Raw genomic sequence first — 13,872 nt, 5'->3', positions numbered from 1 at the left:
CCGCCGATCAGTTGGTGGCGGGCGCCGCCGGGGCGGCCGCATCGGCAGCCGGGGCCGCCGCTTCGGTCGGGGCCGGCGAGAAGGTCGACAGGAAGGCCCAGATGTTGTGGGCGTCTTCTTCCTTGCGGACCTTGTAGGTCATCTTGCCGCGCGCCTTGGGATCTTCGAGATAGTCCTTCAGGAACTTGGTCGGGTCCTTGGTATAGGCGGTGAATTCCTCTTCGTTCCAGACGAGGCCCTTCTCGCCGGCGGCTTTCATCGAATCTCCGTAGCCTTTGAAGTCCGCCTGCGAGCCGGCAGGACGGCCGACGACGCCGTAGAGGTTCGGGCCGGTCTTGGCGGCGCGACCGGCGAGGACGGTGCCGGCCTCGTCCACCACGACGTGGCAGGTTTGGCACTGGCTGAAGGCCTTCTCACCGGCTGCCGGATCGCCTTCCTGGGCGAGAACGGGGGCTGCTGCAAAAGCGGCGGCGACGAGGGTAGCGAGTCTAAGCTTCATGGGGATCCTCCCTATTGCTGTAGAGTGTATACGGTAAGCCAATGCCGCTGGTTCACAAGCGCGGCGTGAAACTTGGTAAAGGGTCATGCGGGTCTCCGGAGGCGACGGCATGAGGCGGGCGCCGGGGCGGCCTGCCGGGGCATCGCCATTGCGACGCGGGCGGGGCGCGGGGCCCTTCGGGACGGCGGGGTCGGTGAACGGCTGAACATGACGGCCCGGTTGCCCCTCGGATTGTCGCGGCCCCGGCGGCGTCCGGGAGCCTGATCGGGCCGACTATGCCGCCCCGCGCCGGAAGCCTTGAGGTGACGGATTGACGCACGGCCGACGGAAAGCGCCGGGTCGGACGTGACGCCCGCCGCCGGGCGGGGAGAGAGCCGGGGGTCACAGCCCATTGCGGCCCTCGTCGGAAAGCGCGGGCCGCGGCTCCGCGGCGTCGCGCGGCGCGGGCATCATCCAGCGCCACAGCTTCTGGTCCTGCAGCCGCAGCACCATGAACCAGTGCTCCAGCAGCGCCAGCGCGGTCAGCGCCGCCAGCAACCAGAAGCCGACCGCGCGGCCCACATCCGCCGAGGCCAGCGCCCGTTCGACCCAGCAGCCGGTGGCGAAGGTCAGGAAGGTGACCGAGAGCGGGAAGAGCCCGTTCATCCGCGATTTGCGGAAATAGGTGGCGATATGCGAGATCGCCGAGGGCAGGAACTCGGTGTTGATGTAGGGCACGCCGAAGAACAGGTTCAGCTTGGCCGAGATCCGGGCGATGAACAGCACGAGGAAGGTCCAGAGCCCGAAGGGATTGGCCGCGCCATGGGCGTGCAGCGCCATGCCTGACAGCACCACGATCAGCAGGCTCTCGTGCCAGGCGATGGCGCCGATCGCCCTCAGGAAGCGCTCGCCCTCGCTGGAAAAGCGGGGGCAGGGGCCGGCGTTCGGCCCGGTGATGACGCCGGAGAGGAAGGCCAGCTCGATCCAGGCCCAGATCGCCAGCGCCGAGAGGAAGGCGAGATAGACGCCGCTCACCGAGATGTCGGCCAGCGTGTTCGAGAAGCCGAAGATCCCGCCGAAGAGCAGGGGCAGGCCCAGCACCACCGAGGCCATATGCGCATCCGGGCCGCGGTTGTCGGCATGGCGCACCCGCCACAGCAGAATGCCGGTGGAGAACCACCAGATGAAGATCGCCGAGAGCGCCACGGCCCATGGGCTGGTGAAGATCACGCCTCGTCTCCCGCCGCGGTCGGGGCGGGCAGATCCCGCCCCCGGTGCTGTTCGCGTCTCAATAGACCGGCTCCATCCGCACGCTGTCGGGCAGGGTGCTGGTCTTGACCGGGATGGTGTAGAGCGACACGAAGGCCGCAACCGCCTGCGCGCCCGCCGCCATGCGCCGCGCCCAGCCGCCGATGCCGCCGACCCGCTTCGCCTCGTCCATGGCGATGAAGGCGCGGTTCATCCGGTTCAGCCCCGGAATCCAGCGCGGGTGGTCGATGTCGAGCTCCACCGGGAAGATCTGCCGGGCGATGGCCGAGGTCTTGCGGTAGACCTCCTGATCGTACCAGTCGATGTCCACCCCCAGCGCGTTGTGGAACTCGGGCCTCGCGTGGTCGCGCACCCACATCGTCGAATAGACCGCGGTCAGGAAGAAGCGGATCCAGAGCTTGTTCACCGTCGAGGTGGTGAGCTTTGGGTCGGTCTTCATCAGCAGGGCGAAGGCCTCGCCATGGCTGAACTCGTCGTTGCACCACTCCCTGAACCACTTGAAGATCGGGTGGAAGCGATGCTCGGGGTTCGCCTCCAGGTGGCGGTAGATGGTGATGTAGCGGGCGTAGCCGATCTTCTCCGACAGGTAGGTGGCGTAGTAGATGAACTTCGGCCGGAAATAGGTGTATTTCTTCGCCTTGGTCAGGAAGCCGAGGTTCACCGCCACCCCCGCCTCGCGCAGCGCGTCGTTGATGAAGCCGGCATGCCGCGCCTCGTCGCGCGCCATGTAGTTGAACAGCTCGCAGATGTCGGGGTTGTTGCCGCGCCGCTTCATCTCCTTGTAGAGCACGCAGCCCGAGAATTCGGCGGTGCAGGAGGAAACGAGGAAGTCGATGAACTCCACCTTCAGGGCAGGGTCCATCCCCGCCCAATCCACCTTGTCCCAGGCGTCGGTCTTCTTGAAATGGCCCTTGTTCGGGTCGGACTTCATCTGCGCGATCAGCCGGTCCCATTCGGGCCGCACCGAAGATACGTCGATCCGGTCCAGCTCGTCGAAATCCGTGGTGTAGAAGCGCGGATTGAGCAGCGTGGTCTCGGTCGCCATCGCCGTGGTATCGGCCACGGCCTGGGCGGAAAGCTCGGGGGCGATGTCGCCGGGGCGCGCGTTCACAGCTTCACCTCTTCGGAGAAGGAGAACTCGCAGAGCTCCATGAAATCGAAATCGCCGGTCAGCCGGGTCCAGAGCCGCTCCAGCGCGCTCGCCCGGGTGATGGTGGCCAGACGGTCCTCGACGATCACCTCGCCATAGGCGGCCAGCACCGGCGCGCCATGCACCAGCACCTCGTCGCCGGGATGGACCACCGCGCCGTTGTTGAAGCGCACATGCGCATGCAGACTTTCGAACTTGTGACTGACCTCGACGGTGCAAGGCACCTCTTCCGCTACCCTTGTGAAAATTCCCATGGTTCGGTTCCCTTTGTTGGCATCAGTCGGCGAGCAGCCTTTCGAACGCGGCTTTGTTGTCATCGCCGAAGGCCTGAAGCTCCGCGCTCCAGCCCGTTGCGTCGTCATGCAGCGTAAGCCTGCCGTTCTCGTACTCTACCAACCGCACAGGGAGTCCCTGGTCCACCTTCGCCACGGTGCGGGCGCGCTGAAGGCCGTTCTGGATCACGGTGACGAAGCCGCCGTTCTCCGATTCAAACAACATGGAGCCATCCTCCGCGCGCACGGCCACCGCCTTGGCGCCGCGTCCTTCGAAGATGATGGTCCGTTCACTCACAATCGCCGATGCCACCGGCTGACCGACATGTTCGCGGTCGGTCACGACGGCATAGGTCACCACCAGAAGCGAGGCGATCGCCAGGGCCAGCATCATGCGCAGCAGGCCCGGGGGGATCATCTCCTTGTCCTCGTTGCGCAGGGCGGGCTGTTTGGTGGTCTTTGTCATCTGATTTTCCTTACTCTGCCGGAACGGCGCCCTGCGGCGCTCGCGCAGCGGCGCGGGGGGCGACGGAGGGCACCGAAAGCCGGGCCTCGGCGGCATCGCTGAGGATGCGGGCGACGCGCTCGGCATCGGGGATGCAGCGCAGCGCGGGCTCGACGCCGCGCAGATGCCACGGGCGGACATGCGGCCAGCAGACCAGATAGGAAATCTTCGTGTCGCCGCCGATCTGCATCGCGATGGTGCCGGTGCCGTTGCGACGCTTGTCGAGGCTGGCCGACAGCAGCTGCTTGAACGGCAGGTTGATCGTCACCGACAGCGCCGCTCCGATGCGCAGGATCACGCGGGCGGTGGTGATGGTGTAGATGGCGGTCCGTGCCTGCCAGTAGGCCAGAAGCACGATCAGACCGCAGGCGCAGAGCCCGATCACCGCATAGGGCAGGCCATAGGCCAGGGCCATCGGCGCGCCGCCGTCGGCGTAGCCGGTTGAGGCGCGCCAGAGCACCACCAGCACGAAGTAGCAGGCGACCCAGGTCAGCTTGTAGGCCTCGCGCGCGAGAGGCAGCGTGGCGGGGCTGCCCTGCCAGAGCAGCGTTTCGCCCTTGGGCGGATGGGCAGGCAGGCCGGGAAGCGGCTCGAAGGCGAAATCGTCGTGGTCCATGTCGGGCGCTCCGTGCGGAAGGGGATGCGGCGCGGCCCCCTTCCGGAGGCCGCGCCGGGAAGGTCAGGCCAGTTGGCCAGCCAGGGCCGACCAGCGGCTCTTGCGTTTCTCGGCCGAGTACATGATGCCGCCGGCGACATAGCCCGAGATCTTGTCTTCCTCGAGCAGCGTCACCTCGTCGGCCGACTTGTGCGTCGGGATGCCCGCGAACAGGTCCGACGACAGCGAGTTCACGTCGACCCGGCCCTGACGCACCAGCACCATCGGCATCGGCAGAAGGCGCTTGCCGCCGTTGTCCAGCGTGATCTCCAGATAGCGGATCAGCTGCTCGGGCACGTCGATGAAGAGATCGGTCACCTTGCCGACATATTCATGGTCGTTGGCGCGCACCGGCAGGCCGCGCGGGTCGCGCCCGGCCGAGATGACGAAGCCGCATTTCGACATCGGCACGATCTTGTTGTGGCCATGTCCGTCGAGCTCGGGGATGTCGCGCCGCGCCACCCAGGAGGCCGGGCCGACGCCGTCCTTCATCGGATCGCCGGTCGGAACATGCGGGAAGCCTTCGGAAACCGCGGTGCGGGCCATCGGGATCGGGCGATCCTCGCTCTCCGGGCCAGGGTAGGTGACCGAGCCGCGGCCGAAGGGCAAGAGGAAGGTCTTCGGCTTCGGCACCGGGAACAGGCCCTGGTTCGCGGCGACGGTCCCGTCCTCGTTCTCCAGCGGATAGCCTTCGCGCATGTTTTCGGTTTGCAGATAGTAGATCAGGGCGGCGAAGAAGCCCCAGAACAGCCAGATCGCGAGGCTTGCCAAGTCAAAGTCGCCAAAGAAAGTTACACCAACCATTGCAGGGTCCTCCGGTGTCAGGTGGGGAAGTCGGCGATGCCCATCTTGGAACCGCCGGCAAGTCTTTCGGGGTGAAGGATCGTGGTCCGCACCAGCGGGCCAAGCACGATGAGGGTCGCAAACAGCAGCCCGATCTCGAGGTGATAGACGAAGCTGTAGCCGAAGGCCGGGTCCTGCAGCGCAGACCCGAGATGGCCCGCCATGGCCCAGTGGCCGATGCCGTCGCGCAGCGCCCCGCCGATGAAGATGGCAAGCCCCGCCGCCGTCGCCTGCGCCGCGCCCCAGGCGCCGAGCGCCAGCCCGCGCCCGGCGCGACCGCCCGCGGGCATGGTCATCGCCGCGGTCAGCGTGGCGACCGAGAACAGCCCGCCGCCCATGCCGATGCAGCAGGCGCCGAGGTAGAACATCGGCTGCGACCCGGCGGGATAGGCGAAGATCACCAGGGCGAAGGCGGCGATGCCGATGAGGATGCCGCGCCCGGCCATGCGGATCGGGTCGAGCCCGCGGGCGAGCCAGCGCGCGGCAAGCCCGAAGCCCAGAAGCGCGCCCAGCGACCACATGGCCGTCAGCAGCGTGGTGGCCGAGACCGAGAGGCCCATGATCTCGCCGCCATAGGGCTCCAGCAGCACGTCCTGCATGTTGAAGGCCAGCGTCCCGGCGAAGACTACGGCCAGAAGCCGCCCCGCCGTGCCGCCCGACAGAAGGTCGCGCCAGGCGTCGCGGAAGCGCGGCCGCGGTTCGGCCCGCTCGGCCGCCGACATCGGGCGCACCTTCTCCTGCTTCCACAGCGCGATGATGTTCAGCACCAGCGTGGCGAAGCCGCAGCCCTGCACCACGCGGATCAGCCGGATGTCGGAGAAATCGCGCAAAAGCCAGCCGACGACGAGCGAGGAGATCCCCATGCCGACGAGGAACATGACATAGAGCAGCGCCACCACGCGGGGCCGCGTCTCGTCCGTCGCGCGGTCCGAGGCGAGCGCCAGCCCGGCGGTCTGGGTCATGTGCATCCCGAGACCCGCCATCAGGAAGGCGAGGGCCGCCAGCAGCTCGCCCGCCCAGGTCGGCCCGAAGGTCTGGTCACCGCCCAGCACGATCAGCGCGAAGGGCATGATGGCCAGCCCGCCCATCTGCCAGAGCGAGCCGAACCAGAGGTAGGGCACCCGCTTCCAGCCGAGCGCCGAGCGGTAGGTGTCGCTGCGGTGGCCGAGAAGCGCGCGGAACGGGGCGGAAAGCACCGGCAGCGCGATCATCAGCGCAACCACCGTGGCGGGCACCGAAAGCTCGACGATCATCACCCGGTTCAGCGTGCCCAGAAGCAGCACCGTCGCCATGCCGACCGAAAGCTGGAACAGCGACAGCCGCAGCAGCTGGCCCAAGGGCAGACCTTCCGAGGCCGCATCCGCGAAGGGAAGCGAGCGCATCGTCAGCTTCTTGATCTGCTTCCGCCCCAGGATCATGGCCGGAACTCCAGGCACTCGGAGATGTAGAAGCCGCGCGAGACCCGACCGATCTTCACCAGCCTGCGCCCGGTAACCTCGTTCAGAGGCTTGAACGGGTGCGGGATCATGACCGGAGAGCGGTCGGATCGCGGGAACAGCTTTCCCATCCACCAAAACACCATCAGGAAAGGCGTTCTGGGCGCGACGGTAAAGACGACCGAATGCCGCGTGCGCGCGCCGAGCCGGTCGAGTGCGCGGGCGATATCCTCGTCGGTGTAATAGATCAGGCTGTCCATCGCGACGACGTAGTCGAACGACCCCAGTTCATCGGCCAGCATGTCGCCCGCATGGAAGCGTACGCGGTCGGCATGTTCGGGCGGCAGGCGTCTGCGGGCGATCTCCACCAACTGCGGCGAGATGTCGACCGCCGTGACCTCGGCCCCCCGCGCGGCCAGCGCCGCCGTGGTCTGGCCGGCGCCGCAGCCCGCATCCAGAACGCGCAGCCCGGTGAGGTCGCGCGGCAGCCGCCACAGCATCGTGTCGCGCATCATGTCGCGCCCCTCGCGCACCGTCTGCCGGATGCGGCTGACGGGGGCGGAGGAGGTCAGCCGCTCCCAGGTATGGGTCGCGGTGCGGTCGAAATAGTGCTCGACGCGGTCGCGGGTGGTTGAGTAGTCGTTCATGGGATCTTCCTGAAGAACCGGAGGCAGCCGGCGGGATAAGGTTCAGTCGAAACCCAGCAACTCGAAAATCTCACGGTCGGGCAGCGGATGCGGCGCGCTCGGGTCGGTGCCGGCCCAGAGCGTTTCCGCCAGCCGGACATATTCCTTGCGGACCTGCACCACGTCCTCGGCGTCCTCCATCTCGAACAGCGTCTTCTTCTTCAGACGGCTGCGGCGGATGGCGTCGAGGTCGGGCATATGCGCCAGCCGGTTGAAGCCCACGGTCTTGCAGTAGCGGTCCACCTCGTCGGTGTTCTTTGAGCGGTTGGCGACGCAGCCGGCCAGCCGGACCTTGTAGTTCACCGACTTGGCCTGCACTGCGGCGATGATGCGGTTCATCGCGTAGATGCTGTCGAAGTCGTTGGCGGTGACGATCAGCGCCCGGTCGGCATGTTGCAGCGGGGCGGCGAAGCCGCCGCAGACCACGTCGCCCAGCACGTCGAAGATCACCACATCGGTGTCGTCGAGCATGTGGTGCTGTTTCAGCAGTTTCACCGTCTGCCCCACGACATAGCCGCCGCAGCCGGTGCCCGCCGGAGGGCCGCCCGCCTCGACGCATTTCACCCCATTGAAACCCTCGAAGACGAAGTCCTCCGGGCGCAGCTCCTCGGCGTGGAAGTCGACCTCCTTCAGGATGTCGATCACCGTGGGCACCAGACGCCCGGTCAGGGTGAAGGTGCTGTCATGCTTGGGGTCGCAGCCGATCTGCAACACCCGCTTGCCCAGCATCGAGAAGGCCGCCGACAGGTTCGACGAGGTGGTCGACTTGCCGATCCCGCCCTTGCCATAAACCGAGAACACCTTGGCGCTGGTGATCTTCTCCTCCGGGTCGAGATGCACCTGCACCGACCCTTCGCCATCCTGACCGCGCAGCAGCGGTATTTCGTCTCTCGGGCTCATCGGGGGCCCCTTTCCTCTGTTTGCACCATCCCTGACAGGCAGGGCTTGCCGGGCCTCGGGCGCGCGCCTATTCGGCGGCGATCCCTTCGAGCCGGTCTTCCAACTCGTCCGCAGCCCCCTGCAGCGCCGCGAGCGTCGCGGCGTCGGGCTGCCAATAGTTACGGGCACTCGCTTCCAGGAGGCGTTCGGCCATGCGCACGCTCGCCTCGGGGTTCAGTTCGGCCAGCCGCTTGCGCATCGCCTCGTCCAGCACGAAGGTCTCGCTGAGCCGCTGGTAGACCCAGGGCTCCACCTGCTGCGTCGTGGCCGACCAGCCGAGCGTGTTGGTCACCTGCGCCTCGATCTGCCGCACGCCCTCGGCGCCGTGTTTCAGCAGGCCCTCGTAGAACTTGGGGTTCAGGCTGCGGGCGCGGGTCTCCAGCGCGATCTGGTCCTTCAGCGTGCGCACCGTGCCCGCGCCGCGGGTCTGGTCGCCGATGTAGACCGACGCCTCCACGCCCCGCCGCGCGCTTCACCGCGCGGGCGATGCCGCCCAGCGTGTCGAAGTAGTGATCGACCGTGGTCACGCCCAGCTCGACCGACTCGAGGTTCTGATAGGCCACGTCCACCGTCTTCAGCGACTTCTGCAGCAGCGCCGCGTTCTGCACCGGCTTGCCGGTGCGGCCATAGGCGAAAGACTTGCGCGCCTCGTAGGCATCTGCCAGTTCGTCCTCTTCGCCGAAGGCCGAGGAGCCAACCAGCACGTTGACGTTGGAGCCGTAGGCCCCTTCGGCGTTGGAGAAGACCCGCAGCGAGGCGGTCTCCATGTCCACCCCCATCTCCTCGGCATAGGCGAGGGCATGGGCGCGGATGAAGTTCTGCGACAGGGGCTCGTCCTCGGCATGGGCGGCCTTCCAGGCGGCTTCGGCCAGCATGCGGGTCTGCAAGGGCAGGAGGTCGCGGAAGATGCCCGAAAGGGTCATCACCACGTCGATGCGCGGACGGCCAAGCTCGGACAGCGGGATCAGGTCGGCGCCGGCCAGACGCCCGTAATGGTCGAAGCGCGGCTTCGCCCCCATCAGCGCCAGCGCCTGGGCGATCGGGCCGCCGTCGGACTTGATGTTGTCGGAGCCCCAGAGCACCAGTGCCACCGAGCGGGGCAGGGTGGGGTGCGCCTCGAGCAGCCGCTCGGCCTGAGCAGCGCCGTCGCGCAGGGCGAAGGCGGTGGGCATGCGGAACGGGTCGAAGGCGTGGATGTTGCGGCCGGTCGGCAGGATCTCGGGCGCGCGGATCAGGTCGCCCCCCGGCACCGGCAGCATGAAATGCCCGCCGAGCGCCTTTAGGATGCCGCGGATCTCGGTCTCGTCGCGCAACAGCGCCGCCACCTCGGCCCGGCGCTCCTCGGTCATCTCGGGCATCAGCGCGAGGTTTTCCTGCACCTGCTCCTCGGTCATCGGCCGGCCCACGACATGCAGCCCGTCGGTGATCAGCGATCCCTCGGTCTCCAAGAGCTTCAGCCACATCGTCTCGGGCTCCTGCCCGTCGAGGTTCACCGCGCGCGCCTGTTCCGCGATCAAGAGCTCCAGCTCGTCCCGCTCCGCCGCATCGGGCGCAAGCTGGCGCCAGCGCATCAGGCTGTCCTTCAGATCCTGTAGCCCGCGGTAGAGCCCGGCCTTGGCCAGAGGCGGCGTCAGATGGGTGACGGTGATCGCGTTCGACCGGCGCTTGGCCAGCGAGGCTTCGGACGGGTTGTTTGCGGCATAGAGATAGACGTTGGGCAGCGCGCCGATCAGCCGGTCGGGCCAGCAGCCGCCGCCCAAGCCCGATTGCTTGCCCGGCATGAACTCCAGCGCGCCATGCATGCCGAAATGCAGCAGCACATCCGCGCCGAAATCCTCGCGCAGCCAGCGGTAGAAGGTGCAGAAGGCATGGGTCGGGGCGAAGCCCTTCTCGAACAGGAGCCGCATCGGGTCGCCCTCGTAGCCGAAGACCGGCTGGATGCCGACGAAGACATTGCCCATCTGCTGCCCCAGCACATAGACCCCGCGCCCGTCCGACTGGATCCGCCCAGGTGCCGGGCCCCAGGCCTTCTCGACATCCGAGAGCCAAGGCGTGCGGGCGACGATGGTCTCGGCCGGGACATGCGCGGCGATATTGGCGGGCTGGCCATACTGGCTCGAGGTGCCGCCCAGCACCGCGTCGCGCAGCGCCTGCACCGACTCGGGCGGGGTCAGGCTGTAGCCCTCGCGCGCCATGGCATGCAGCACGTTGTAGAGGCTCTCGAAGACGCCGAGATAGGCGGCGGTGCCGACCGCGCCCGCATTGGGCGGGAAGCCGTAGAGCACCACGGCCACCTTGCGCGCGGCCACTTCCGAGCGGCGCAGCAGCGCGAGGCGCAGGGTCTTCTCGGCCAGCACCTTTATCCGCTCGTGGCAGGGCGACATGGCGCGGGCGTCGGCGCCCGCGACCTTCATGTGGCAGCCGCCGGGGCAGCCGTCGCAGCCGCCCATGTCATGCCGCCCGGCAAAGACGGTCGGGTTGGTCGCGCCGTCGATCTCGGGCAGGGCCACGAGCATCGTCGTCTCCACCGGGCCGAGCCCGCCGCCGGCACGCGACCATTGGCCGAGGGTCTGGAACTCCAGCGGATGCGCGGCGATATAGGGCACGTCGAGCGCCGCCAGAGCCTCCACCGCCGCCGGGCTGTCGTTGTAGGCCGGCCCGCCGACAAGGCTGAAGCCGGTGAGCGAGACCATGGCGTCGATCTTCACCCCATGCGCGTCGCGGAAGAAGGCGTCGATCGCCGGCCGCCCGTCGAGCCCGCCGGCGAAGGCCGGCAGCACGGCGATGCCCTTCTCCTCGAATGCGGAGATCACCGCGTCGTAATGCGCGGTGTCGGAGGCGAGGATGTAGGAGCGCAGCATCAGAAGGCCAACCGTCGCCTTCGCGTCCTTCGGGCGCGGCAGGTCGGCGGGGTCGGTGGTGATGCGGCTTTTCAGCTCGGGGTGGTAGAGCCCGACCTCGGCGTAATCGACCGGCGGCTTGGCGGTGACCTTGTGCCAGGCCGCGTTCCGGGCATAGCGCGAGACCAGATAGCGGATCATCTGCTCGAGATTGTCGTCGGAGCCGCCGAGCCAGTATTGCATCGACAGGAACCAGGCCCGCAGGTCCTGCGCCTTGCCGGGGATGAACTTCAGCATCTTGGGCAGGGTGCGCAGCATCTTCATCTGCGACTCGCCATTGTTGGCCGACAGCTCCTTGTTGGAGCCGCGCAGCTTTTTCAACAGCGCCATCGGCCCCGAGGCGGGCTTCGACATGTCGAGATCGCCCATCCGCGTCAGCTTGACGATGGCGGGATCGGCGATCATGCCGACGAAGGCGTCACAGCGGGCGGAGGCGGCCTGCAGCTCGGGGAGGATGGCGTTGATGTGCTCCTCGATGAACAGCAGGTTCGAGATCACCAGATCCGCGCCCGCGACCGCCGCCTTGGCCTCGGCCAGCGCGGCGGGGGTCTCGGCCCATTCGGCGGCGGCGTGGATCGACAGGCTGAGGCCGGGAAAGCTCGCCTGCAGCCGGGGCGCGACCCGGGCGGCCGGGCCTGCCGCATGGGCGTCGAGCGTGACGATGACCACGCTGTAGCCGGTCTTCGCCCCGGAACTCTGGATACTCACATCACCGCGCATAATGGGCCTTTGCCTCGTACAGGGTGTCGATGCTGATGCGGGACAGCCCCTTGTCAGCCGCGTATCTCTCGGTATTGCGCCGCGCCTTGCCGCGCACGAAGAAGGGGATCTTCTTCAGCTCGGCTTCGGCGTCGCTCAGCCAGACGATGCTGGCGGGATCGGGAGCCTGGGTGTCGAGCGGGGCGGGGGGACGGTCCGCCTCGGGCACCGAGCCCTCGGCGGCCGGGGCGGATGCCTGCGGCGCCGCCGCCACGGCCTTGCCGCCGTGGTGCGAGGCCCCGGCCGCGTCGTGGAACTCGAAGTCCTCGCGGAACATGGTCAGGAGATGTTCCTCCAGCCCCATCACCAGCGGGTGCACCCAGGTGTCGAAAATGACATTGGCGCCCTCGAAGCCCATCTGGGGCGAGTAGCGGGCGGGGAAATCCTGCACATGCACCGGGGCGGAGATCACGGCGCAGGGAATCCCCAGCCGCTTGGCCATGTGGCGCTCCATCTGCGTGCCGAGGATCAGCTCGGGCGCGAGACCCTGGATCGCCTCCTCGACCTCGAGATAGTCGTCGGTGATCAGCGCCTCGAGCCCGTAGGACTTGGCCAGCGCCCGCATCGGCCGCGCGAATTCGCGGTTGTAGCAGCCCATGCCGACGACCTCGAAGCCGATCTCGTCGCGGGCGATGCGGGCGGCGGCCATGACATGGGTGGCGTCGCCGAAGAGGAACACCCGCTTGCCGGTGAGATAGGTGCTGTCGACCGAGGCCGACCACCAGGGCTGGCGCAGCCGGCTCTCGTCGACGCGCGGGGTGAGCCCCGCCAGCGCCGCCACCTCGGCGATGAAGTCGCGCGTGGCGCCGGCGCCGATCGGCACCACCTTGGTATAGGGCTGGCCAAGGGTCTTCTCGGCCCAGCGGGCGGCGCTTTCGCCGGTCTCGGGGTAGAGCAGCACGTTGAAATGCGCGGCCCCCATCCGGGCGATGTCATGCGGCGCGGCGCCGAGCGGGGCGCAGACATTCACCGCGACGCCGATCTCGCCCAAGAGCGCCGTGATCTCGGCCACATCGTCGCGGTGGCGGAAGCCGAGGGCGGTGGCGCCAAGGAGGTTGCAGCTGACGGCCTCGGTCCGGGCCATGGGCTTCGCCAGCTTGCGGCAGATCTGCAGGAAGGTCTCGTCGGCGCCGAAATTCTCCTTGCGCTGGTAGCTCGGCAGCTCCAGCGGGATCACCGGGACCGGCAGCTCCAGCGCCTCGGCCAGACCGCCGGTGTCGTCCTGGATCAGCTCGGCGGTGCAGGAGGCGCCGACGAGGATCGCCTCGGGGCGGAAGCGGTCATAGGCCTCCTTGCAGGCGGTCTTGAACAGATGCGCCGTGTCGGAGCCGAGATCGCGAGCCTGGAAGGTGGTGTAGCTCACCGGCGGGCGGGCGTTGCGCCGCTCGATCATGGTGAAGAGGAGGTCGGCGTAGGTGTCGCCCTGCGGCGCGTGCAGAACGTAATGCAGGCCCTGCATCGCGGTTGCGACGCGCATCGCCCCGACATGGGTGGGGCCTTCGTAGGTCCAGAGTGTGAGCTTCATGTGCGACCCCGGGGGCTTCGCGCCCCCGGACCCCCGCGGGATATTTGGGCAAAGGTGAAGGAGGTCATTCTGCGGCCTCCGGGTTGAGCAGCGCGCGGCGGCGCAGCGGGCGGGAGAACAGTCCGGCGAGATCGCCCGCCTGTTCGTAGAAATGCACCGGCGTGAAGACGAGCTCGATCGCCCATTTCGTCGTCAGCCCCTCGGCCTCCAGCGGATTGGCGAGGCCGAGGCCGCAGATGGTGAGATCGGGCCGGGCGGCGCGGACGCGGTCGAGCTGCTTTTCGACGTCCTGACCTTCGGAGATCACCGGGCCTTCGGCCAGCAGGTCGAGATCGGGGCCGAGGATGTCGCGGTGCAGGTAAGGGGTGCCGACCTCGATCGCGGTCATGCCGCAATTCGCGGGTGAGGAAGCGGGCGAGCGGCGGTTCGAGCTGGCTGTCGGGCAGGAAGAACAG

At 67.9% G+C, this 13,872-nt stretch carries 11 protein-coding genes and 2 pseudogenes; all 13 read right to left on the bottom strand.

Annotated elements, in window-relative coordinates:
* Nucleotides 1-7: 7 nt before the first annotated feature.
* On the bottom strand, nucleotides 8-499 hold the full coding sequence (locus tag C5F48_RS09540) for a c-type cytochrome (protein WP_107663675.1): 492 nt from the start codon (nucleotides 497-499) through the stop codon (nucleotides 8-10).
* Between the two features lie 381 nt (nucleotides 500-880).
* On the bottom strand, nucleotides 881-1,705 hold the full coding sequence (puhE, locus tag C5F48_RS09535) for a putative photosynthetic complex assembly protein PuhE (protein WP_107663696.1): 825 nt from the start codon (nucleotides 1,703-1,705) through the stop codon (nucleotides 881-883).
* A gap of 61 nt (nucleotides 1,706-1,766) precedes the next feature.
* Nucleotides 1,767-2,837, bottom strand: coding sequence for a magnesium-protoporphyrin IX monomethyl ester (oxidative) cyclase (acsF, locus tag C5F48_RS09530; protein ID WP_373454339.1), 1,071 nt, complete (start codon nucleotides 2,835-2,837; stop codon nucleotides 1,767-1,769).
* Nucleotides 2,838-2,854: 17 nt separating this feature from the next.
* Entirely contained in the window at nucleotides 2,855-3,151 is a 297-nt protein-coding gene (locus C5F48_RS09525) for an O2-dependent cyclase accessory protein (RefSeq protein WP_107663673.1), read from the bottom strand.
* A 22-nt stretch (nucleotides 3,152-3,173) separates the two neighbouring features.
* A complete protein-coding gene (gene puhC, locus C5F48_RS09520) occupies nucleotides 3,174-3,635 on the bottom strand; it encodes a photosynthetic complex assembly protein PuhC (protein WP_107663672.1) in 462 nt (153 codons plus the stop codon).
* A 10-nt stretch (nucleotides 3,636-3,645) separates the two neighbouring features.
* A complete protein-coding gene (gene puhB, locus C5F48_RS09515; RefSeq protein WP_107663671.1) occupies nucleotides 3,646-4,290 on the bottom strand; it encodes a photosynthetic complex putative assembly protein PuhB in 645 nt (214 codons plus the stop codon).
* 63 nt (nucleotides 4,291-4,353) lie between these two features.
* Complete coding sequence (puhA, locus tag C5F48_RS09510; RefSeq protein WP_107663670.1) at nucleotides 4,354-5,133, bottom strand: photosynthetic reaction center subunit H; 780 nt, start codon at nucleotides 5,131-5,133, stop codon at nucleotides 4,354-4,356.
* 17 nt (nucleotides 5,134-5,150) lie between these two features.
* Entirely contained in the window at nucleotides 5,151-6,590 is a 1,440-nt protein-coding gene (locus C5F48_RS09505; RefSeq protein ID WP_107663669.1) for a PucC family protein, read from the bottom strand.
* Complete coding sequence (gene bchM, locus C5F48_RS09500; RefSeq protein WP_107663668.1) at nucleotides 6,587-7,255, bottom strand: magnesium protoporphyrin IX methyltransferase; 669 nt, start codon at nucleotides 7,253-7,255, stop codon at nucleotides 6,587-6,589. Before bchM ends, C5F48_RS09505 begins: the two co-directional genes overlap by 4 nt.
* Nucleotides 7,256-7,297: 42 nt before the next feature.
* Nucleotides 7,298-8,194: a ferredoxin:protochlorophyllide reductase (ATP-dependent) iron-sulfur ATP-binding protein gene (gene bchL, locus C5F48_RS09495; RefSeq protein ID WP_107663667.1), complete on the bottom strand. Its 897-nt coding sequence runs from the start codon at nucleotides 8,192-8,194 to the stop codon at nucleotides 7,298-7,300.
* A gap of 67 nt (nucleotides 8,195-8,261) precedes the next feature.
* Nucleotides 8,262-11,853: pseudogene (locus tag C5F48_RS09490) on the bottom strand (magnesium chelatase subunit H).
* Nucleotides 11,843-13,417: a ferredoxin:protochlorophyllide reductase (ATP-dependent) subunit B gene (gene bchB, locus C5F48_RS09485; RefSeq protein WP_107663666.1), complete on the bottom strand. Its 1,575-nt coding sequence runs from the start codon at nucleotides 13,415-13,417 to the stop codon at nucleotides 11,843-11,845. Before bchB ends, C5F48_RS09490 begins: the two are co-directional and overlap by 11 nt.
* Nucleotides 13,418-13,481: 64 nt before the next feature.
* Nucleotides 13,482-13,872, bottom strand: a pseudogene (locus tag C5F48_RS09480) (ferredoxin:protochlorophyllide reductase (ATP-dependent) subunit N); the annotation flags it as partial.

Source organism: Cereibacter changlensis JA139 (assembly GCF_003034985.1).
Taxonomy (GTDB): domain Bacteria; phylum Pseudomonadota; class Alphaproteobacteria; order Rhodobacterales; family Rhodobacteraceae; genus Cereibacter; species Cereibacter changlensis.
Note: the sequence above shows the minus strand (reverse complement) of the source record. Positions and strands in the feature narration are given on the sequence as shown.